Origin of the sequence: Cerasicoccus frondis (genome assembly GCA_031296915.1) — a bacterium.
Classification (GTDB): Bacteria; Verrucomicrobiota; Verrucomicrobiia; order Opitutales; family Cerasicoccaceae; genus Cerasicoccus; species Cerasicoccus frondis.
Map to the genome: position 1 here is coordinate 187,130 of JAVDPC010000005.1, position 22,357 is coordinate 209,486.

At 57.0% G+C, this 22,357-nt stretch carries 18 protein-coding genes; 6 read left to right on the forward strand and 12 right to left on the reverse strand.

Going from position 1 to position 22,357, the window contains the following annotated elements; genetic code table 11:
- Positions 1–6 precede the first annotated feature (6 nt).
- The 3 genes from RBB63_RS05990 (at position 7) to RBB63_RS06000 (ending at position 4,577) form a co-directional block, all read left to right on the forward strand.
- The gene (locus RBB63_RS05990) at positions 7–2,490 is read left to right on the forward strand and encodes a hypothetical protein (RefSeq protein ID WP_309382102.1); all 2,484 of its coding nucleotides are present in this window, start codon (positions 7–9) and stop codon (positions 2,488–2,490) included.
- Positions 2,491–2,499: 9 nt separating this feature from the next.
- Positions 2,500–3,276, forward strand: a complete 777-nt coding sequence (locus RBB63_RS05995) for a hypothetical protein (protein ID WP_309382104.1) — start codon at positions 2,500–2,502, stop codon at positions 3,274–3,276.
- Positions 3,277–3,353: 77 nt separating this feature from the next.
- Positions 3,354–4,577 carry a Rieske 2Fe-2S domain-containing protein gene (locus RBB63_RS06000; RefSeq protein ID WP_309382106.1) on the forward strand — a complete coding sequence of 408 codons (1,224 nt, stop codon included), beginning with the start codon at positions 3,354–3,356 and terminating at the stop codon, positions 4,575–4,577.
- 60 nt (positions 4,578–4,637) lie between these two features.
- Here the strand turns inward: RBB63_RS06000 and lpxA are convergent, their stop codons facing one another.
- Positions 4,638–5,411, reverse strand: a complete 774-nt coding sequence (lpxA, locus tag RBB63_RS06005; protein WP_309382108.1) for an acyl-ACP--UDP-N-acetylglucosamine O-acyltransferase — start codon at positions 5,409–5,411, stop codon at positions 4,638–4,640.
- 9 nt (positions 5,412–5,420) lie between these two features.
- Entirely contained in the window at positions 5,421–6,746 is a 1,326-nt protein-coding gene (locus RBB63_RS06010) for a bifunctional UDP-3-O-[3-hydroxymyristoyl] N-acetylglucosamine deacetylase/3-hydroxyacyl-ACP dehydratase (RefSeq protein WP_309382110.1), read from the reverse strand.
- Between the two features lie 356 nt (positions 6,747–7,102).
- Between RBB63_RS06010 and efp the strand changes: the two genes are divergently transcribed.
- Positions 7,103–7,660: an elongation factor P gene (gene efp / locus RBB63_RS06015; protein WP_309382112.1), complete on the forward strand. Its 558-nt coding sequence runs from the start codon at positions 7,103–7,105 to the stop codon at positions 7,658–7,660.
- A 125-nt stretch (positions 7,661–7,785) separates the two neighbouring features.
- On the forward strand, positions 7,786–10,128 hold the full coding sequence (locus tag RBB63_RS06020; RefSeq protein ID WP_309382114.1) for a phosphatase PAP2 family protein: 2,343 nt from the start codon (positions 7,786–7,788) through the stop codon (positions 10,126–10,128).
- A gap of 501 nt (positions 10,129–10,629) precedes the next feature.
- Here RBB63_RS06020 and RBB63_RS06025 read toward each other — a convergent pair.
- From RBB63_RS06025 to RBB63_RS06035, 3 genes are all read right to left on the reverse strand, one after another.
- On the reverse strand, positions 10,630–12,273 hold the full coding sequence (locus RBB63_RS06025) for a diacylglycerol kinase family protein (RefSeq protein WP_309382116.1): 1,644 nt from the start codon (positions 12,271–12,273) through the stop codon (positions 10,630–10,632).
- Positions 12,274–13,367: 1,094 nt separating this feature from the next.
- Positions 13,368–14,864 (reverse strand): trypsin-like peptidase domain-containing protein, encoded by a 1,497-nt coding sequence (locus RBB63_RS06030; RefSeq protein ID WP_309382118.1) that lies wholly within the window; start codon positions 14,862–14,864, stop codon positions 13,368–13,370.
- A gap of 18 nt (positions 14,865–14,882) precedes the next feature.
- Positions 14,883–15,356 (reverse strand): hypothetical protein, encoded by a 474-nt coding sequence (locus RBB63_RS06035; RefSeq protein WP_309382120.1) that lies wholly within the window; start codon positions 15,354–15,356, stop codon positions 14,883–14,885.
- Positions 15,357–15,545: 189 nt separating this feature from the next.
- Between RBB63_RS06035 and RBB63_RS06040 the strand changes: the two genes are divergently transcribed.
- Positions 15,546–16,883: a thymidine phosphorylase gene (locus RBB63_RS06040; RefSeq protein ID WP_309382122.1), complete on the forward strand. Its 1,338-nt coding sequence runs from the start codon at positions 15,546–15,548 to the stop codon at positions 16,881–16,883.
- A gap of 177 nt (positions 16,884–17,060) precedes the next feature.
- Here RBB63_RS06040 and RBB63_RS06045 read toward each other — a convergent pair whose 3' ends face one another.
- The 7 genes from RBB63_RS06045 to RBB63_RS06075 form a co-directional block, all read right to left on the reverse strand.
- Positions 17,061–17,234 carry a DUF1328 domain-containing protein gene (locus RBB63_RS06045; protein ID WP_309382124.1) on the reverse strand — a complete coding sequence of 58 codons (174 nt, stop codon included), beginning with the start codon at positions 17,232–17,234 and terminating at the stop codon, positions 17,061–17,063.
- Between the two features lie 53 nt (positions 17,235–17,287).
- Positions 17,288–17,842: a hypothetical protein gene (locus RBB63_RS06050; protein WP_309382126.1), complete on the reverse strand. Its 555-nt coding sequence runs from the start codon at positions 17,840–17,842 to the stop codon at positions 17,288–17,290.
- Between the two features lie 39 nt (positions 17,843–17,881).
- A complete protein-coding gene (locus RBB63_RS06055) occupies positions 17,882–18,109 on the reverse strand; it encodes a hypothetical protein (RefSeq protein ID WP_309382128.1) in 228 nt (75 codons plus the stop codon).
- Between the two features lie 226 nt (positions 18,110–18,335).
- A complete protein-coding gene (locus tag RBB63_RS06060) occupies positions 18,336–19,178 on the reverse strand; it encodes a carbohydrate ABC transporter permease (RefSeq protein WP_309382130.1) in 843 nt (280 codons plus the stop codon).
- Positions 19,175–20,092: a carbohydrate ABC transporter permease gene (locus tag RBB63_RS06065; protein WP_309382132.1), complete on the reverse strand. Its 918-nt coding sequence runs from the start codon at positions 20,090–20,092 to the stop codon at positions 19,175–19,177. Before RBB63_RS06065 ends, RBB63_RS06060 begins: the two co-directional genes overlap by 4 nt.
- The gene (locus RBB63_RS06070) at positions 20,089–21,465 is read right to left on the reverse strand and encodes an ABC transporter substrate-binding protein (protein ID WP_309382134.1); all 1,377 of its coding nucleotides are present in this window, start codon (positions 21,463–21,465) and stop codon (positions 20,089–20,091) included. Before RBB63_RS06070 ends, RBB63_RS06065 begins: the two co-directional genes overlap by 4 nt.
- 109 nt (positions 21,466–21,574) lie before the next feature.
- Positions 21,575–22,351 (reverse strand): sugar phosphate isomerase/epimerase family protein, encoded by a 777-nt coding sequence (locus RBB63_RS06075; protein WP_309382136.1) that lies wholly within the window; start codon positions 22,349–22,351, stop codon positions 21,575–21,577.
- Positions 22,352–22,357: the final 6 nt, after the last annotated feature.

Here is a 22,357-nt window from a genome sequence, read left to right on the forward strand (position 1 = left end):
ATCATCATGTCATCTTCGACCAGTTCTTCACACAGGGGATCCGCCATTTTGGTAGTGTTAATCCTCTCGACCGCCATTGCGGTCATCGCCGGCAGCGTGCTGAGCTCGAGCATCACCGAGAAGCGCGTCAATCAGCGCAATTTCCTGCGGTCAGAAGCCTTAAGGGCGGCCGAAGTCGCCTTGGAGCTCGCTTTCGCCGAGTACGTCAACGACGTGGAAACCAACTCAGGCCTCTACGCATCAGCAGTCACCAGCCCAAAACAGAAAATCACGCTCTCGTCCCGTGGCCAATCCATGGTGGTCCGCAACAACATTACCAACGTGGAGATACGCTCGGAATTCGTTCCACTGCCAGTGCGCCGCTTCATTGATGGAGATGACCCCGCCAATGACGACGACCCGCTGAAAAATAAATTTGTGATCGAGACGAATATCAACCTCTACGCGCAAGTGACTGCGTCCAGAGGGGGCGAAGAAGTCGAAGTGTTCCTTGCCAAAACCATGGCTATCCGGGACGCGCCGCTCTTTTCACACGCCATCTTTTTCAACGACGACCTGCTCTTTCACCGTAACTTCGACATCGTCGGCGATGTTCACACCAATGGCGACCTGGAGCTGGATACGCACAACGGCGACGACCCGCTCAAACTCGGCGTCATGACCACTGCCGTGGGTGACGTCTACCGCCTGACCACCGTCGACTCCTACAATATGGGCAACCGCCTTTCCAATGGCGACAACCTCGTCAAAGCGGATGGCAAACTGGACCTCGACAACATGTATTACAACTCTGGAGGCACCGTTTACTCGAACGGCGAACTCGTGGAAAAGGGCGTCGATTCACGAATGAGCAATTGGCTCGAATACTCCCAGGAAAACTTCAACGGATCGCTGATGGACAGCTCCTATGGAATCCCGATGTTTAAGCCAGTTGGCGCAGAAGACGCCCGGAAGGATAACATCTACACCAAAGACGTTAATGAAATGAACAACAGCGGTTACGCGCTGATAGAGCCGCTGCTGCCTTCCACTCATGCCGCCGCAAAGAACTCTGCTGTCCGTGAAGGCAAGATGGCCGCCAAAGCAGGCCTGCTTCTCCGCGTGGAAGCCAATCAGGAGTGGACGCCCAAAGACCGATACGGCAACTACACCAGCAATCCCAATAAAATTGTGAACGACAACGAATACTTCGTCGTCAAGGGTTACAAATACTCAACCCGGATTGAGGATGGAACGCCTCAACTGAAGTCCGTCCCCCTCCCCGACCGTCTGATTGGCTCCTCCAACTCCAACATCAGTGCAGTCAACTCCGGCCAACCCTATCCCGAGAAGTTTACGGAAACCAGCTCAACGGGTTACCGGGAGGGCAAGTATTACGACAGCAAAATTACTGGCGGTTTGGAAGACACCCGCTCTGGGCGCAGCATGGACCTCATTACCATGGATGTTTCCCGCCTGAAAGAAGTCCTTGAGACAGACTACAACAGCTTGGATTCTACGGGTAAATCCTTTCGCGACAACTTCAGCACCTCCAGTGACTGGAATGGCATCGTTTACGTCGAGCTCCCCACATCGCTCACCGTAGATTCCGGAGCCTCCAAAAACACGACGGATATCGACAGCAAACCATTCGTCTATGGCAGTGCGGAAAAAGACATTCCTGAGCTCGCCAGCCAATACGGCACCGCCAGTTGGAAACACACGCCGAAGGACCGAACCGATAACATCGTGCCCATTGCAGAAGAGTTTCGCACGCTGGATACGTCGGATACCGGCATGGGCTTGCAGGTCATCAATGGCTCAAAGCTCCCCAGCGTTGGTCAAAACGAAGGCTTCACCCTGGCAACCAACACTTCCATGTATGTGGTGGATCACTATAACGCAGATGGTAATTTCCGCACCGGCACCGGACTCGTCGAGGGCGACGGGAGCAATGCCACTGCAGATAAAAACCATGGTGAAGTGCCAGCAGCGCTCATGGCCGACTCTGTCACCCTGCTCAGCGGCAACTGGAAAGACAATCGTCAGTATAGTCACATGGGCTATGGCGGCCAGTCCATCACCCGCAAGGCCAAAGAGCCGCTCGAAGTCTCAGCCTGCATCGCCTCGGCTGACTACGCGGTCTATGAGTTCTTCGTCCGCTCATTGGAAAACTGGAATCACTTGCTCAACCACTCGGACGTCGGCGGGCTCGACCATAAGAACCCAATCGTCGTGAAGGGTTCGCTCGTCTCATTCTGGGATGCGGAAATCCCGCTCATGAAAAGCGTTTATGGCCGCGACAAGACCAAGCCAGTGGACAAATACTGGAACGAATTTGCCGCTTACGCGTTCACTACGCCACGCTTCCACCAGTTTCTGGCCGATGGCCGCTTCCCCCCCGGCACCCCCACTGCACGCTTCTACGACCTACGCGAGTATGACGTGATGCATCTTGCGGATTCTTCGGACAGTCAGGAGCTTAAAGGTGTTGGCTTCTCAATAAACTAAGCCGACCAAATGCTCATGACACAGCTGACGACATTCATGCTGGCGGTGTGCTTGATCGCGCCGACTCTTCAAGCACAGCCAAAAGTGGAACTGCCCTACCCGGAGGCATCCACGTTCATGCCACCCAAGAATCCCGACCTGTTCTTTGATTCCGAAACGGTCACTGTTCGCGATGAAATAACTGGGCAACCGCTCAATTTTTACCTCATGACATCGCCGGATTTCACGATCGAAACACCCCCGATGGAAGATTGGATCGTCGACAAAAGTGATCGCTCTCACTCAATGGTCGTCAAGCACACCCTCGTCGAGGACATCGAATTTACCTTCGATTGCTATGAGAAAGATTCGTGGCCAGAGATTACGCCCAAACTCATCCAGAGTAAGATCAATCAACAAGCCTTCCTCCTGACGAAACAGGGCTTCAACCGCTTCACAGTCATCACGGAAGAAGACGACTTCACGGCCACCCTCCCCACGCGCAAATTTCAAATGGCCAACGGCGAATATGTCGAAGTGCTCAAGCGCGGCCGCGTGAAGCCACTCCGGGTCGCAGACCAATACCTGTACGACCTCATCGCCGAAAAGATCGACCCCAATGGCAAAGTCACCGAGCAAGTGATGATTCACGATAACATCTGCGTCCATCCAATGGGCTACATCCTGGAAGTTCGCATCCAAGGCGACCCCAAGGCAACCACTTCAATTAAGTCCTGGCTAATGGGGTTTTTACGGCATTCACAGGAAAATGCCGGGCTGCTCGACCTCAGAAACGAGAGAACCTGACGCATTCGGAACGCGACTTGCTCATCAGCATTCGTGATTGCCAGCAGCAATAACGCTGCTAAGGTGACCCCGCGCGTATGAGCCACAAAATTCTCCACATCAACGAGCCGACGCCGGTTCCACCCTACGAAGAACGCGGAAACATCCCCGACATCCGCAAAGCCGGCCTCGATCCGGACTTCTGGTACCCGCTCGCCCGCAGTCAGGACGTCAAGCCCGGCAAGGCGCACGCCGTGTCGTTCGCCGGCGAGCCTATTGCGCTCGTCCGCAGTAAGGAGGCCGGGCTGTTCGCCGTGGAGGACCGCTGCGCCCACCGCCAGGTGCCGCTCAGCGTCGGCGTCGTGGAAGATGGCGGCATTAAGTGTGGCTACCACGGCTGGAAATTTGACTGCACCGGCAGTTGCACCAGCGTCCCGTATTTAGACAAGTGCACGCTCCACCCGAACAGCATCAAGTCCTACCCGTGCAAAGAGCGCTACGGCCTCATTTTCGTATTTCCCGGAGACGTGTCCAAGGCCGACTCCGTTCCCTTCCCCGAGACGCCCGCCGCCGAAAACCCGCGCTATAAAGTGCGCACGCTCGACCGCCGCATCGAATGCCATTGGTCGTTCATGCACGAGAACCTGATGGACATGAACCACCAGTTTCTGCACCGCAAACTCATGGGCAAGATCCAGACCCGCTTCCTCGGCAAACGCGAGGGCGACAACTGGGTCGAAGTCGACTACTGCTTCTACCGCAAAGGCGGCAAACAATCACTCGGCGAAAAGATCATGATCCAACGCAGCGGCGGCGCCAAAGAGATCAAGGAAGCCGACGCTAAAGCCAAAGCAGAAGCCGAGGGCATCAAGACGCGCGACATCATGACGATTCGCACCGAGTATCCCTACCAGCGCCTCAAGTTCTGGACCGCTGGCAGCAAGGAGCCCGCGCTCGATTTGTGGAATCTCTATTATCCCGTCGACCGCGAACAGCGCATCAACCAAACCTACGGCCTCATGTGCATTCAGCGCCCGGAAAAAGTCGGCTTCCTGCTCGATGTTTTCTGGCCAGCCGTCGTCTGGTTCACCAACGGTATTTTCAGCGAAGACAAGTGGATCTGCGAGCTTGAGCAAGCCGCCTTCGACGCTCAGGGCGAAGACTGGAACCACGAAATTTTCCCGGCGATCCAAAGCGTGCGCCGCGTCATCACCAGCAACAGCGTGCCGATCCGCACGAGTTGGAAAGGCAGCAAATCCTCCCCCGAGCACGTCCGCGCCCGCCACGAAGCCGCAGAGCAAAAAGCCGCTGGCGAGGGATAATTGCGGCCTAGAGCACTTTTCATCTAGATGCCCCATGGAGAGCATCAAGGCTTGCCTTGGCTAGGCCCAGCCCCGGTCCCCGCCTGCGGCGAAGTCTAGAATCATTTGGGCGATACGCGAATTGACCTCAGGGTGTTCCCGAAGCTTTTCAAGCGCTTGGGTTTTATTGAGATTTTCGCGGTAAAAAAGTTTGTAGATCGCGCGGGCTACGGAGATTTCCTCAGCGGTGTAGCCATTGCGTTCGAGGCCGACCTTATTAATGGTGCGGACTTCGGCGGGATTGCCGTCAGCGATCATGAAAGGCGGGATGTCCTGCACCGCTTTGGCGCAGGCGCCGATCATCGCATAGCTGCCGATACGGCAAAACTGGTGAGTGCCCGCGTTCCAACCCACGACGACGCGATCTCCCGTGATGACATGGCCACCGAGCGCGGCGTGGCTGCTCATGATCAGGTGATTGCCGACCTGGCAGTCGTGCGCAATGTGGCTGTAGGCGAGGATGTTATTATCGTCACCGAGCGTCGTAAACTCGCCGTCCTTGGTGCCGCAGTGAACGGTGGAATACTCGCGAAAAACGTTACGGCTGCCGATCTTCAAGCCCGGGCGCCCGCCATCATATTTGAGGTCATGCGTTTTGCCGCCGACCATGGCGTAGGGCCAAACCTCGTTGTCTTCGCCCATGCTGGTCCAGCCTTCGACTGTGGCGTGATGGTGGATCACCGAGCCCGCGCCAATCGTCACCTCAGCGCCGATGTAGGCATACGCGCCGACCTGGACCCCTTCAGCGAGCTGGGCGCCGGATTCGATGATTGCGGTCGGGTGGATGTCGGGCATGAAAACTTATCAGGTGTCGCTCGGTGCGTCGGTGATGGTGAACATCAACTCGGCCGAAGACGCGATCTTGCCGTTGACCTTGCAGGTGCCTTCCGCAACGCCGATCTTGTTGCCGCGATTTTTGGTGAGCTTGACGTGAATTTCCACGGTGTCGCCCGGGATCACCGCTTGACGGAACTTTACCTTGTCGCAGCTCATGAAGAACGCGATTTTGTTTTCGGAACTGATGCGGCGCAGCATGAGGATGCCCGCAGCCTGCGCCATGGCTTCGATCTGCAACACGCCCGGCATCACTGGGTGCCCCGGAAAGTGGCCCTGGAAATACGGTTCGTTGATGGTGACGTTCTTGATCGCGGTCAGCTCATCCTGATTGGGGATGTCGATGACGCGGTCAATCATCACAAACGGGTAGCGGTGCGGCAAGGTGTCGAGGATGCGGCGAATGTCGAGCGCAGTTTCGTGCGCCATGATTTGCTGCACTGTCTTTTTCTTTTCGCGCTTGGCGGCCTTTTTCTTGGAGTCGACGATGGCCTGGCAAAGGTCGGCGTTGAGCGCGTGGCCTGGGCGCACGGCGACGATGTGCGCCTTGAGCGGCTTGCCGAGCAGCATCAGGTCGCCAATGATGTCGAGGATCTTGTGGCGCGCGAATTCCTCCTTAAAACGGAGGGGCTCCTTGGAGAGGATTTTGTCGCCCTTGATGACGATTGCGCTGTCGAGGCTGCCGCCCTGAATCTTGCCCAACTTGAGCAACTCCTCGATATCTTCGTAAATGGTGAACGTGCGGGCGGGGGCAATTTGCGCCGGATAGGACTCGGGGTCGATCTCCAACGAATAATGCTGAGTGTGAATGCCGCGGTCGTCCGCGCTCGTGCAAGTGACCTTGAGCTTGTCGCTGGGCAGGGCGATGATGGAGCTGGCGCCCTTGGTCACGCTGATCGGCGCATCGAGCTCGACGTATTCGCGGGGGGCGTCCTGCTCGACGGGCTCCGCTTCCTGAATGAGGTTTACGTAGTGCTTGGCGGAGCCGTCGAGAATCGGCGGTTCGCTGGCGTCCATTTCGACAACACAATTATCGACCGCGCAGCCGTGGAGGGCGCTGAGCACGTGCTCGATGGTGTGCACCTTGGCGTGACCATTGGAAATCGTCGTGCTCCGCACCAGGTCTGAGACGAGTGAAACATCGGGCTTAAGCTCGGGCTTGCCGTAGAGGTCGATGCGCCGAAAGACGATGCCGTGGTTTTCCGGCGCGGGTTTCAGGGTCAGCGTAACTTCCTCTCCGGTGTGGAGGGCTTTCCCCTTTACCGAGGCTTCGCGCAAAATGGTCCGTTGCTTCATGTGTTGGGCAGAATCGTTTCCAAAAAGCAATGAAAGTAGGGCCCAACGCCGCTGTGTAAAGCGTGGATTGTGTTTATAAAGAAGGCAGAAGGGGTTGGGGGGAGAGGCAGAAGGCAGAAGGGAGAAGGCAGAAGGGAATTGATGGAGTAGATGCCACGCTGCCAGAATTTGATAACTGGTCAGATTCTCCCAAGCAGGCCTCCATTCCATCTCGACGCCTTCTGCCTTCTGCCATCTCCCTTCTGCCTATCCTCCCCCCATCTCCCTTCTGCCTCTTTCCAAATCTTGACACCGGGCCCGCAATCCCACACAAGTCATCGTTTTTTCAGCAACGACAATCTCCAAAAGGAATCCCAATGGCGTCACCCACCGAAATCCGCAAAGGCCGCGTAATGAACTTTCAGAACGCCCCGCACCTCGTGCTCGATATGCAGCACCGCACGCAGGGCCGTCAGGCTGGCTTTGTGCAGGTAACCATGCGCAACCTTAACAACGGCGTTTCCACCAACGCCAAATTCCGCTCCACCGATAGCGTCGACTTCTGCCACACGTCCAACGTGAAGCTCGAATACTCCTACATCGACGAGATGGGCTACCACTTCATGGACCCGGAAAGCTTTGAAGACCACGTACTTCCGGCCGAAGTCTGCGACGACGCCAAGATGTACCTCGTCGAAAACAACACCTACGAAATCCTTTTCGTGGACGACAGCCCCGTCTCCGTGAACCTCCCGGCCGCCGTGGAGATGGAAGTCACCGAGTCCGCTGAAGGCGTCAAGGGCGACACCGCCTCCAACGTGCAAAAGCCCGCCACCATGTCCACCGGCTTGGTGGTCCAGGTGCCGCTGTTCATCAAGCCTGGCGAAATCCTCAAGATCCGCACCGAAGACGGCAGCTACCTCGGCCGCGCTTAAGCGTCACACAGAGTTCTTTGAAAAGCGTCAGCCGGTTGGTTGGCGCTTTTTTTGTTACAAAAAAGTCATGGGCAATCGGCAAATGCCCCATTGCAAATTGGGAGCAAATGACCTTACATATTGCCATGCAACTGCCTACTGTCGTTCAATGCTCCTTAGGGAGCCTACTCCTTCTGGGCTTCTCCTCAGATGTCGCCAACGCAGATGACACCTACCCAGACTATGCCGCAGATTCAGTGGAACTGCTCATGCCCTTCAGCCAACTCCTCAGCACGCCAGAGGGCGTTCAGGCGCTGCAGGACAACTTGGACACCTCATTCTACATTCAAAACAACGCCACCGCCGCCGAGCAACAGCAGGCTATTCATGACTACAATATCGACTCCGAGCTGGCTACGACGATGGCGACTGGATTGGGCAGCACTTACAGTAACCGCTATTTTGCCGCGATCTACGCAGGGGATATCACCACCTTGAGTGGGGGCAGCATCTACGACGCCCTCTACAACAGCATGGAATACACCTGGTCGGGTCTCGATCTGAGCAAACAATTCTTCGGCTCCGGAGACAGCTCAAACCTGACCATCGATTTTCCTTCTGGCGGTCAGGCAAATATTTATCAGCTGGCCTACATCCCATCCGTATCGCCTGATCCCAATTCGAGCGGCGACCCGCGTCCGTTTCAAGTGGCGCCCTACGTGGGCAAAAGCATCGTCGAGTTTAGCGGCCCGCAGTTTGCCATTCCGGTTTCCGGCGGTACGCCGCCGCCAGTCGGGTCCGACATCAGCAACGTGGGCGAAGAGACCAATTTGGCTGACAGCGCGTCCTTCGCCAGTGGCCACACGAACTTCGCCTTCAGCAGCGGTCTCTTGTTCGCCATCATGGTCCCCGAAAAATTCCAGGACATGATGCTCCGCGCCTCCGAGTTTGGCAATGGGCGCATCGTCATGGGCCACCATTACACGCTCGATGTCATGGGCGGCCGCACCAACGCGATGTACACCATCGCCCAATACCTTCAGGATGAGGATAACTACAACGCGCTGATGGATGGCGCAGTTGATTTCCGGGAGATCATCGGCGCGGGCGACGGCACGGATATCTTCAACCAAGGCATGTCGGGCGCAGAGCTGAATGAGGCGCGGGAATTATATCGCTACCGCATGACCTACGACCTCACCCCCACCCACAGCACGGACCTTGAAGCTGTCGCCCCCGAGGCTTCGCAGGTGCTCTTGGCGACTCGTTTTCCCTACCTGACGACTCAGCAACGCCTGGATGTCCTCAGCTCGACTATGATCGAGTCAGGCGCGCCACTCGACAACACAGATCCCGACTATGCGGGCTGGTTCCGGCTCAATCTCTTCGACGCTGCTGGCGGCTACGGATCACTGGATGGCGACACGACTGTCGTCATGGACGCGTCACAGGGCGGTTTTCACGCCAAGGACCTCTGGAACAACGACATCTCCGGCCCTGGTAAATTGATCAAACAAGGGACCGGCGAGCTGCACCTGTCGGGAAGCAACACTTTTGCCGGTATTGATGTGCAGGCGGGCAAACTGGCCTTGAGCGGCGTCAATCAATACTCGGGCGCCAGCACGGTCGGGGGCGCCGGGAGCGAAGCAAAGCTCGCAGTGACCGGCTTTCTGGGCAGCCAATCGCTCAACGTTAGCGCTTCGGGCACGGTGAACATCTCCAACGGCGGCGGCGTCATGACGGCGGACGACATCCACATCGAATCCACAGGCCGCGTAAACATCATCGTGTCCGGCAATGATATGCTGGAAGCCGGCGCCGACGGAACAGGCAGCGTCATCAATAATGGCGGCATCACCTTGGCGGCGGGTCCGTTGATGCCCGCCGGGCTGGCGACGCCCATCAAGGCGAGCTCCGGCATCACGGGCTCAGAATTCATTGGCGTCGGCGGCAGGTGGAGCAGCGCGCAAGGCGGCTTTCTGGTGAGTGATTACACTGGCTTGCTCCTGGATTCGGAGACCAAATCCGCCAGCTTGACGGACTTTGACGCCGGGGCCCAACGCCTTGCCATCCAGCAAACGCCGGGCGAAAGCGATTTCATCATCAGCTTTGGCGAGCCGATCGGCGTCATCGACATCACCGTTGCGGAAATCTCGGTTGGGGCGATCGCTGGCGAGACGGTGCTGGGGGCTTATGCGATCGATTCTTCCATCTCCAGCGACTTCCTGGGCTTACTTTCGTTCGACGTGGGCGAGGATATCGAGTCGATCAATATCTACTACCAGCTTGACGATTCCAGCTCATGGGCTGCCTACGATCCCGAACTCGGCGAATACCTCGACGGCTGGGTGAGTTTCAGCATCGATACGTTCGGCAATTTCGCCGTGACCGGGGTCGTGCCGGAACCAAGCGCCTACGCATTGGCGGCCGGCCTCCTCAGTCTAGGCTCAGTGGCCTTGATTCGCCGCCGTCGCGCTACCGCTGTCTGACTAGGTTCTGTTCGAAAAGGTGGAGCCCGGTGTCCCTACCGGGCTTGCTATTGCCTCTCCGTCAACCCGCTGGATGGAACAAGCCCGGTAGGGACACCGGGCTCCACCTTTTGAAATAGCTTTTTTGCATTTTCGAACACTCCTTAGGGCCAACGGACATTCATTCTGAGCGCCAAAGGCGCGGTCTCATTCTAGCCTAGGGTCAGCAAGGAGCGAAGCGACGAAGCGCAGCCCTAGGAATAATCAACAATGTTTCTTTGGAGTGCTGAAAGCACGGCCTCATGAAGCCGCCCCTTCAGGGCTTAGAGGTTTGTTTGTGTCCTGATTCCTAGGGCTGCACTTCAGTCGCGCTGCGACTTACGTTGACCCTAGGCTAGAATGAAATCGCACCTTTGGTGCTTATCTTCAGGGACTTATGATAATTCTACTCCTGGACGAATTGCTATTTTGAATGTCCGTTGGCCTTAGGCTCTGCTTTCAATTTTCTGGCCCCAAAATGCTTTATTCCTCCTCTTCCGGCTGACGAAAAACCTTCAGTGAGGCAGGGACGCACTCTGCCTCGATGGGAGTATTGAAGCCGGTTTCGCCGTCGATGATGATGCTCTGCTCGGGCTTGGTCGTGACTTTCACTTTACGTCCTTTGAGGCGGACGATGGAGCTGTTTTCGTCGGCGTCCTCGTCACTGGGGAAGACCAGATCGGCGACTGACGCAGCGCTCAGCGGGTCGCGATCTTCTGAGGCTAAAATGATGGTGACTTCGAGCAGCCCATCGCTGAAATCAGCAAACTTCAGTCCGCCCGCAAACACCGAAGTTGGCGGCGCTGCGTTGGCGATGACAATGCTGCCAGTTTGGTAAGTGTGGGTTTCGCCGTCGATCTCGACCGTGGCGTCAAAGGCTTCCTGCTCCGCGATGTGCTCGAGCCCGCCCATCAGGTAGGCCATTACGCCGCTCTTGTCCTTGGCGCCGCGATCCGCCTTTTCGACCATGCCAGCTTCGAGCCCGATGCCCGCCAGCAAGAAAAACGTCCCCCGGTTAGATTGAGCGCCGTCAATCTCGGCGATGTGCCCCTGTAGAATGCAGTGGCAAGCGTGGCGGATGGGGTCGGCCTGCACAGCGGTTCCGTAAAGGCAGGTGGCGAGCGAATTGGCCGTGCCGCCTGGCAGAATCCCCAAGGGCGTATCCGTGCCCATCAACTCGCCAGCGACTTCTCCCACGGTGCCATCGCCGCCATAGGCGAGAATCTGCGCGTAGCCCTGCGGCAGCACTTCCCGCGCGCGATCAGCGCCATTGATGTCCGGCGTCGTCTCGACAACATCGATGTCCATGAACGGTCCAAGCAACTCAAGGATGTGCGCCTTGGTTTCTTCGCTGGGGACGCCATCTTTGCCAGACGCAGGGTTGTAAATCAGGCAAGTGCGTGGTTTCTCGATCTGGTGCTCTTCTTGGGCAAAGCGCTCCAGCAGCTTCATTTGTAAAGCGTTGGGGCGGGCAATCGGGCGGATATCCTTAATTTCCTGCAACAGGCTTTCGTAGCTACGCTCAGGCTCCAACGCCTTAAAATAGGCCAGCACCGCCATGACCGAGCGGCCCTTGCCCAAGGCGCAGTGGATGAGCACTTGGCGGCCTGCGCGGCGCTGCTCGTGCACCCAACTGACGGCGCGCTTGAGCTGGGCGAGGCTGAGGGGCTCGTGGTCCATGACGGGCACATTGAGGTAGGCCACGTCGCTCGGCAGCATCTTGCGCGGCAGGGTGTCAAACTCCGCCGTCACGTCGAGGATGGCGTTAATCGCGCTTTCGTCGATGATGGCCCGGTCGGTAGGCAGGAGGCGGCGGCCCAGCCAGACCCCATGGCGAAGCTTTTGCATCGCAGGCTGCCCATCGCGGGTACGGGCAATGATGTTATAGACCGTCACCCCGACCAAAATGGGAAACAGCAAAGCCTTGATGAAGCCAGGCAAACGCCCCTCTTCGGTTTTAAAGAGCAGCCCGCCACGGCTGGTTAAGTAGGCAACTCCAAACCAGGCCGCCCCGAGGGCGATCCACAGGAAGAGAATCAGCAAAGGCCAAGGGAGTAAGCAGCCAACGATTGCGGTGGCGATGGCCCCAATCAGGTAATACACGCCGTGGCTTAATTCTTTGAGCATAGCGGACTTAGGAGTGTCTCAGGTTAACCAAGGTTGGCAAAAACGGCCGATTTTCAACCCACCGCCCACGTTTTCCGGATTGGCGACCCGTATATTCTGAGGGAACCCTCAACAAACTCTCCCCTCAGCCACTAGGGAGGGCCTAAAATGTATGTTCGGCCCTCAAACTTGCGTATGTAAGCCGTTGATTATCAGCGTGAGTTAATAGTGAAAGCCACTCACTAATAAAATGCTCGCGCGTTCACTTTTTGTTTGTAATCAGGCTCCCATAGATTAGTGTCTTATTGATCACTCAAAGCGCCTTCCTGCGTTGCCTCCCGGCCGTAGCATAGGCGTCCCGCCTGTGCTCTACCCCATCTAATTCACACAGACGCATCACCGTAGTACCGGTGTCCCGCCCGTGTATTCAGACAGTTGGAAGTCAGGGCACAGGCCGGACGCCTATGCTACATTAACCGCGCCACTCAAACTCCCAACTCGTCCAACCTTACCCACCCTACCCACATTACCCACATCCCAACCTTCGAACCTTCGAACTTCCAAACCTTCAAACCCATGAACCTCCCCTCCCCCCAACACCCGCCTTAGCGACCACCGCGAAGGTATCCCAGTCGACGCCATGCGGGACCATTCAGGCCGCGTGCATTGCGTGACGGGTAAACGGGCTTATTCGCGGGCTGACTTGGTGACAGCAACCAGTCCGCGACGCCCAGTTTTGCCCGACCCACTCTTTGCCCGACGCCTTATGCCAGCCTGGTCAGCGCCGCGTCGACGTGTGGGCGACGGAGTCATCCGTCGCTCCGGCCGGCGACCCCTGAGTCGCCTGCGCCCCACCTGCGCCTCGTTTCCGGCGAGCGGGCGGGTCGAGCAATGTTCTTTGATATCCATTTGAGGCGGATTTACCCCCCCCCCGGCCCCCTCGGCCAAGTCATCCGCATGCTAGAGACGCCCTCCAGTGTGGTGTCAGTGAAGTTCTATACATTCACAAAAGGTGGAGCCCGGTGTCCCTACCGGGCTTGTTTCATCCAGCGGGTTAACGGAGAGGCAATACCAAGCCCGGTAGGGACACCGGGCTCCACCTTTTCGAACACACCTTAAGACTTCTCTTTCGGCATGATCAGAGGCACGTAGCGATAGCCGCCATCATAGTAGACATACAGTCGGTTCAAGCCGTCTGGGTTGAGCGCTGCTTTGGCCTCGTCTGCATTGTGGACGGGTGCGTTGTTGATGGACTCGATCACCATGCCGGGTTCCAGAAGCTCACTGTATTTCTCGCCGACGCCGGACACCAGCAAGCCATGCACGTTGCCAGGGATCTCGTGCTCCATGCGGTCACGCGGCGTAATCGGGGTCACGCTGAGTCCTTTGGTCAGCACAACAGGTTGGACAACCGGTTCAGGCGCGGGCCTGGTGGGCGCCGGAGTCGGCCCATTGAGCAATTTTTCGCGGTCGCCGAGGGTGACATCGATGTTCAGCGGCTCGCCATTGCGGACCACCGCCAAATCGACCTCACTGCCGGGCGCACGACTGGAAATCAGGTAGATCAACTCCTGCACGGAGTCGACGCCTTGCCCGTCAACCGCCGTCACCACATCGCCGTGCTGCAAACCAGCCTGATCGCCAGGCATGCCCGGAGTAACTCGCACGACCAGTGCGCCGCGGGTGCTGTTGAGCCCGAAAGCGAGCGCGAGCTGCCGACTAAGCGGGTCCAGTTGCACGCCAATGAAGCCGCGGCGGACCTCCCCGTCGTTCACCAGGCTGTCCATGATCTGAGCTGCAAAATTAATTGGGATGGCGAAGCCGATGCCGATGCTGCCCCCCGTCGGGCTGGCGATGGCGGAATTGATCCCCACCACGCGGCCTTGGGCGTCCACCAGCGGGCCCCCGGAGTTGCCCCGGTTGATGGCGGCGTCGGTTTGAATGAAGCTTTCGACGCCTGGACTGTTCCGCGTGTTTAAGATGCCAAGATCGGTCCGCTCCAGGGCGGAAACGATGCCCTGGGTGACGGTTAACCCGATCCCCAGGGGATTGCCAGCGGCGAAAACGATGTCGCCCACGCGCAGTTGCGAACTGTCGCCGAGCGGCAGAAATGGCAGTGATTCGCCTTCGGTGTCGATCTTGATCACCGCCACATCGGACGACGGATCAGCGCCGATCACCGTGGCTTCAAACTCGCGCCCATCATTGAGCTGCACGATGATCTCGTCGGCTTCGCCTCGCCCCGGACCACCGGCAACAACATGGTTATTGGTCAGCACATAGCCGTCGGCAGTCACCACGAAGCCCGAGCCAACCCCTTGAACGGTGGGATTATCCTCCATGCCATAATAGCGGCGCAGCATGCGCTCCTGCCGACTGAGCTCGGCGTAGCTGGAGGTGTGGACGCTGACCACGGCGGGCGTGACGCCGTCCAAGACATCAGCAAAGCTGACAATGCGCGGACCATTCCGCTCAAGCGGCGTGGTGTCGCGCTGGAGCTTGGCTGCGGGCAAGTCGTTGTCGGCAAGGAGTTTATTGCCAGCAAACCCGGCCACAATCGCCGACGCTGCTGTTATCGAGAATGCGAGGGAGAGTTGGAGGGAACGATTCATGATGTTGATTTAAGAAAATTATTCACTGGGCTCGGGAATAGTGATGGTTCCCACCAATTGCTGGAGTTTCGGATCTCCATAGTAGACCCGGTAATGGCCGGAGCGCAGTTGGGGGAGCTTGCAGGTGTGGAGGGTGCTGGGGCTGGCCCCCGCCTCGATGGCGGAAGTGCGGATTTCCAGGTCGATGTAGTCGCTCACCGTCGGTTTCGCAGTTACGCGGTGCACCATCATGCCTGAGTTCATTTGCTCCGGTTCGCGGGTCACCTTGGTCAGGCCCGTTACATCGTAGCGGATCGTCAGCAACCAACCACCTTCGGTCGGCGCGACGCTTTCAACGCGCACGCCACCGGTTTTCTGGATGAAATCCCAGTCAGCCCGCTCCTCAGTCAACCAACCAACGATGCCCGCAGAAGCCGAGGTAACGGCTAACAGCGTTATCAGGGCGAAAATGGATATCCGCGATGAATGCATGCCTGCTAGAAGGACATTCATTCTCGCCGAAGGTTTCGAATTTGGCAAATCGCAGCGGCATTTCTCTCGAAATCGAGGCATTGGCGACAAAATGACCCGATAAAACGGACGTTTAGTTAGAAAAAGCTCGACAAGAAGGCGCTTTTCCTTCTCTTTAGAAGGTTTACGCGCAGTAGCGCACAATCAACTCACAAGCTATCAAATATATCAATGGCGCAGAAATCGTTATTGGCTTCTCGCAAGTTCATCAAACCCTCTTTCTCGTATCTCATCGAGAAAAAGCGCGACGGGGGTGAATTCACGGATGAGGAAATTCGCTTTATTGTCGACTCGATTCTCGACAAGGAAATGCCCGAATTCCAAATGGCCGCATTGGCCATGGCCATCTACTTCCAAGGAATGTCCGCTCAGGAAACGGCCGTTCTAGCGGAAGAGATGATGCTCTCCGGCGAGGTTATCGACCTTTCTAAATTAACGCGTCCCAAGATCGCCAAGTATTCCACTGGCGGCGTTGGCGACAAAACAACTCTGGTGCTCGCGCCTTTGGCCGCCGCTTGTGGCGTGATCATGCCCGCGATGAATGGCGTGGACGAAAATTTCGTCATCAGCAATCTCGATAAGCTGAACGCAATTCCGAAGTTCAAGCCCAACATGGAGCTGAAGGACTTCATCAAGCAGCTGGACGACGTTGGTTGCGCAATCGTCTCCCAGCATCCGGAAATTGCTCCGGTCGACGGCATCCTTTACAACCTGCGCCAGAGCACGGCCACCATCCCGAGCCTTCAGCTCATCACCGGCAGCGTCCTGTCCAAGAAGCTGTCCGAAGGCGCCGAAGGCCTCGTGGTCGACGTCAAGTGGGGCAATGGCTCCTACATCAAAGACGTTGAGCAGGCCAAGCAGCTCGCCCGCAGCATCACCCGCGTTGGTCGCAGCATGAAGCGTCGTTGCGTAGCCCTCGTCACGGATATGAACCAGCCCCTTGGCGACACTGTCGGCACCGGTCTGGAACTGCTCGAAGCCGTAAAGCTGCTCAAGGGCGAAGGCCCGGAAGACCTGCAGGAGCTCGTGCTCAAGCTCGGCATGGAGATCGTCCGCCTCGCAGGCGTGGCTGGCTCGACCCTGTCGGCCAAGCAGACTGTGCAAAAGCACCTCAAGGATGGCTCGGCGCTCGACAAATTTAAGGAAATGATCGAAGCCCAGGGCGGCGAAACCAACTGGATCGACGATCCGGAGAAAATGCCCGCCGCCAAGTATGTCCGCAAACTGCCAGCCCCGAAGCGTGGTTACGTCCACACGATCAACGCTGGCCAGATTGCCCGCGGCGTGCAGATCCTCGGTCAGCGCAAGAACGGCAAGTACGATCCAGCCGTCGGCGTATCGGAAATCAAGAAGGTCGGCACCCAGGTCAAGCAGGGTGAGCCGCTCATGATGATCCACTACAACGACGAGTCCAAGCTGGACAGCGCACTTGAATACTTGCGCAGCGCCTATCGCCTCGCGCCGAAGCGCCCTAATCCGCCCGAGCTCATCGTCGAACGCGTCGCTTAGGCGTCGCAAGCACCTCGATGCTGCGCATCGCAGCGTCCAAAGTTTGGGTCGCACGGCGAGGCAAGCACAGAGGAGACGGTTACAGTTTAATGCAAAAGCCCCCGGTCACTCCTGGCCGGGGGCTTTTTATCTGTTTCGCTACTGTGATGACTCCTGTACTCTATTTCAGGAAAGAGGTTACATCGGTTTGTTGCCGCGCAGAGCGCCAGCGATGGCGGATACGATCAGCAAAACCAGAAAGACAAAGAATAAGATCTTGGCGATGCCAGCCGCTGCCCCGGCGATGCCGGTGAAGCCAAAAACGGCGGCAATGATTGCGATGACTAAAAATGTGAGGGTCCAGCTTAACATGGTGTGTGTGGGTTAAGGTTCAATATGAGGGTTAAATGATCGGCCGCGTTGACTTAGTAAGCTGAGCTAACGTAAATAACGCGTCCTTCATCTGGGCTGAGGCCAAACGCTGCGAGCGAGGCCCCGAAATGGTATTCACCGTTCTGACCTTCGAGATTGTCCAAATCCGTAATCACGTAGTGAACGATGTCTCCCTGAGGCTCATGGTCGAGGTGCACGCTGTCTTGGACAACCGTCTTGGCGCTATTGCCGCTTGTTGCCTTTTTCAGCTCTGAGATGACGGCGATTTTGCCGTAGAGCTCGACCACCTTTTTGATTTCCAGGTCGTAACCGGGCTCATCTACGTCGACTTTGGCGATGATCGGGTAATGCGAAAGTTCGGCGTCGTCATCCTGACCAGCAGGCCGATTAACAGTCGTGGCGTAAGTGCGCGCTTCAGTTTTCGCGTTCGATACAGTGGCGCCATTAACGGGCGACTCACTGGCTTTCTTTTCCATGCCGACAGCGACGTCAACCTGCTCGACTGCCTTGGCTTGGTCAGCATCGCATCCAACACCCAGTAAAGTAACGGCGCTTGCAGCGATAAAAATGGATAATGGCTTCTTCATGGTGGGGCCTTTCAGGTTAAATTTAGAAATCGCTTCACGCTAGTTCGTGGCGTCCTTGATATTGTCTCCAGCCTCTTCGAAAGCGTCGCCTACATGCTCGCCAGCATTTTCAACTGCATCCTGCGTGTTGTCGGCGGCAGTTTCAGCGGCATCAGAAATCGAGTCGCCAGCGTCTTCCAAGTGATCACCCACTTCGCCATCACAGCCAGAAAAGGCCAAGGCAGAGGTCAGGGCGAAAGCAATGGTCAATACAGTGATGTTTTTCATGATGTGTTATTTGGTTTGTGCTTGATAATTTGCACGCCCCCTGCCAAACCCGACACCAAATCCATAACTCACTGAAGATCAGCAACAACAAACTTAACGATGCGCGATCAAATCCACGTAATCATGCAGAACGCGAGCCGCTCACCGCTGCCAATCACGCAGATTGCATGGTAAAGCAATTTGCATCTGAATTATAGGTGAGGGCCAGAAAACGCCTCAGAAAAACTCACCCTTTGCCGCCGGTGGTGGCGATGCCTTCGACGAAGTAGCGCTGGCAGAAGAAATAAAGCACGATCACCGGGAGCACAATCAGCGTCGAGGCAGCCATCAGGTAATTCCAGCTCGTGCCTCCACCCTGCGATTGATAAGCCTGCAAGCCAAGGGCGAGCGTCATGTCCTTTTGATCGTTCAGGTAAATCAGCGGCCCGATAAAGTCATTCCAGGTCGCCATGAATTGAAACAACGCCACGACGATCATCGCGGGCTTGGCCAAGGGCAGGATGACGTGCCAGAAAATCTGAAACTCATTACAGCCATCGATACGCGCGGCCTCAGAGAGATCTTTGGGAAGCGTCAGGAAGAACTGTCGCAGGAGGAAGACATTGAAGGCGCCGGCGAAGAAGGTCGGAACCCACAACGGCTTAAAGGTGCCGGTCCAGCCAATGACTTTGAACAAGGTGTAGATCGGAACCATGACGACCGGGAACGGAATCATCATCGTCGCCAGCACGAGAATAAACACCTGGTCACGGCCACGCCATTCAATCCGCGAAAAGCCATAGGCCGCTATCGAGCTGCTCAGCACCGTGCCGATGACGGTCAACACGCACAGGAAAATCGTATTGCCCAAATAGCGCCAAAAGAAGCGCATCTCGTCGATGGCCTCCGGGTAGTTTGACCATAGGAACTCGCGCGGGAGCCATCGGGGGGGGATGGACATGGTTTCGTTGAGCGGCTTGAGCGACGTGGACACCATCCACAGAAACGGCGCCAGGAAGGCAATTGCCCCCAGCACGAGCAATGCATAGAGGCAGATCATTTGCGTTTTTCTGGCGGCTTCGGACGTCATTTGCCTTCGTAGTGGATGTGGCGCGCGGAAAGCTTGGTCGCCGCCAGGGTGAGCCCGAGGATAATGATAAACAGCACCAGCGAAATCGCGCAGGCATAGCCCATACTCAGGCTACGAAAGGTTTTATTGAAAATGTAAGTCGCCGCAAACAGCATCGACCGCCCAGGCCCCTCCCCCCCTTGCATCATCACATAAGGCACCGCAAAGACTTGGAAAGAACCAATCAGCGACATGATGCCGTTAAAGTAAATGACCGGCGAGATAATCGGCAGCGTGACGTGACGCGTCTTCTGCCAAAAGTTGGCCCCGTCGAGGTCGGCTGCCTCGTAAAGCGTGCGTGGCACATCCTGCAGGCCTGCCAGGAAAATGACCACCATGTTGCCCACGCCCCACGCTCCAGCCAAAATCAAACCGAGCTTGGCGAAGGCCGGATCAGCCAGCCAATTGGGCGGCATGAAGCTCGTCCCCAAGGCGCCATTGAGCAATTCCGTCACGGGCCGCAGGGCGGAATTTACGAGCCCAATGCGCCCGTTGAGCATCCATTGCCAAAGCACCGCCAGGCAAACCATCGGCACGAGCGAGGGCAGGAAATAAATTGTCCGGAAAATCTTTTTCCCCGGCAGATCGAAGTTGAGCAAAATGGCGAGAAACAGCGCAATGCCGAGATTGAGCGGAATGCTTAAGGCAGCGAAGTAAGCCGTGTTCCAAATCGACTGCCAGAACAACTTGTCGACGGCCATATCCGTGTAATTTTCCACCCCGATAAAAACTGGTTTGGAAAGCGTGGAATAATCGGTGAAGGACAACGCAAACGAACTCACCAACGGATAAAACGACATTAGCAGAAAGCCAATGATCCACGGGCTGATGAACAAGAGCCCCAGGCTGAGATTGGTGCGCTCACGTCGGGTCATTTCGCCGCCTCCTCGTTGAGCGCGGTCCATTCCTGCTGACGTGATTCCTGCACTTTGTTCCAGCGCCGTTGCATGCGGTCGAACAGCTTTTGTTGGCGCTGCTCCACCTCAGCCAGCGCTTGCTCCGGCGTGGCGTCCCCACGGCTGACGCTGTCGTTGGCGTTAATCATGTCCGCCTGATATTCGTGCATGGTGGTCAGCGGCGGCCGGGCGGTGGCTCGGGGATCGGCGGCCAGATCACGGTAGATTTTGATAAACGGATTCGGGTGCTCCGCATAGAACGTTTCGCTGACCTCGGACAATGGCGAGAACTTGCGCTGCAGCAGGCATAGCCGCTCGATATTTTCAGGCCGCTGCATCCACGCAATGAATGCAAACGCCTCATCGGGATGCCTCGCGCCCCGAGGAATCACCAACAGGTTCGTCTCAACGACATTCACGCCATAGTCCTCTGGGCTCTCGGTGGGAAATGGCGCCACCCCCCACTCAAAATCGTCCGGAGCAAAGTTATTGATGAAATTATACATCCACGGCCCCTGAATTTGCATCGCAATGCGCCCTTGGAAAAACGGATTCTGCGGCGAGGCGAAATTACCGCTCAGGTCTCTAAAGGCAAGGAGCTGCGCATACCCGAAGCGTTCAGGATAGGAACCGATCCACTCCAGCGCGCGAACATTGCCAGCGGCGTCAGCAGTAATCTGCTCGCCATCCCAATATTGACCGCCAAACCAGTAGCACCAGGCGTCCTGCCACCAACCGGGATCGGATGGCAGATGCCCGAGGACTTCGATTTCTCCGCGCTCATTGTAGCGGGTCAACTGGTCGTTGAAGGCTTCGAGCTCCGCAATGGTCACTGGCGGTTTTTCTGGATCAAGTCCGGCTTCGCGGAACAGCTGCTTGTTCCAATGCAGAGCCGTGTTCCCTGGCGTAGTAGGCAGCCCCCAGATCCACCCATGCAGCGTGTGCAAGTCCCACACGACGGGCAGGTAATCCGCCTCCTCGACACCATAAAGCTCCGCGTAGCGATTAAGCGGCGTCAATGCGCCATTCTCGGCAAACACTGGCACATCGGCGGAGCGAATGCCCGCCACATCGGGCGGGTTCCCACTGGCGGTCGCGAGCAGCAGTTTACGCTCCATCTGGCTGACCGAGAGGAAATTGACATAGATGCGGTCCTGAGAGGCGTTAAACTCATCGACCAGCAATTGCATGGCGTCGCGTTCGAAGCCGCTCCACACTTCCCAGTATTCGATCCGGATGCGGCCGTCCTGCTGCGCCTCGTCAACACACCCGCCCAAGAAAAGCGCTGCAATCAGTAAGGCTGAAAGAAGCAGGCAATGGGGCAAACTGGCGACGGCGTTACGCCCGGTCATGCCACGGAATTCAAACGGCCCAACCTACAGAAAGCAAGCGAGGTTTATGACAATGTGGCTGTACAATAAAATCCTATCCGCCATCAACATTATCAATTCCCAGCACTCCCTATCCTGGCGCCAAAATCTGTTCACGGAGCCAGTGATGATTCCGCTCAAGGCGCTCCCAGCTTGCCTCGCCTTCTTTACAGAATTCCACAGCAACGCTGTGCGCATAGCCAGTGGCCGCCAGATGCTGAAGCAGCGCCGCGTAGTCGACTCCGCAATCACCAAGGTCTCCATGCGGATGGTCGCCAAGGTGTGGATTCAGGTGAACCTGACGCACGCTGGGTTTGATCGCCTCGTAATCACCAATGATCTCGCCGCCCTTGAAAGCCTGGTAGGTGAAAAGAAGGTTTTCTGCGCCCACGCACTTCCTTAACCGCAAACAGGCAGCAGGCGTATCGGCCAGCGTCTTTTCGTGCGTTTCGACTGAAAAAATAAGGTCCGGCGCGCGCGCTGTGATGGTCTGCAGCGACTGCACCGCAGTGGCCCACTGCGCTTCGGTGGCCGCATGACTACCGATTCCCGTTGGGCCTGAGTCGGTGAAGGTGCGCACCATCCGCGCACCTAATCGGCATGCAATGTGGGTGAATCGCTCGGCGATGTCCATGGACTCGCGCCAAAGCTTCTCGTCCTGCGTGAACCAAAAATAGGGCGCGACGCCGGCAATTTCGACGCCATGATCCACCGCACAATCGCGAATCGTGTCGAGCTCGGCGTCGGACTTGTCCTCCACCTGCTTGCCGATGATTTCGATTTCCTCAAAGCCAATGCGCGCGGCATGCGGGATGACCGCGCACACGTCGAGGTTACGGTAGGCGATGGTGCAAAGGCCGATTTTCATACCACA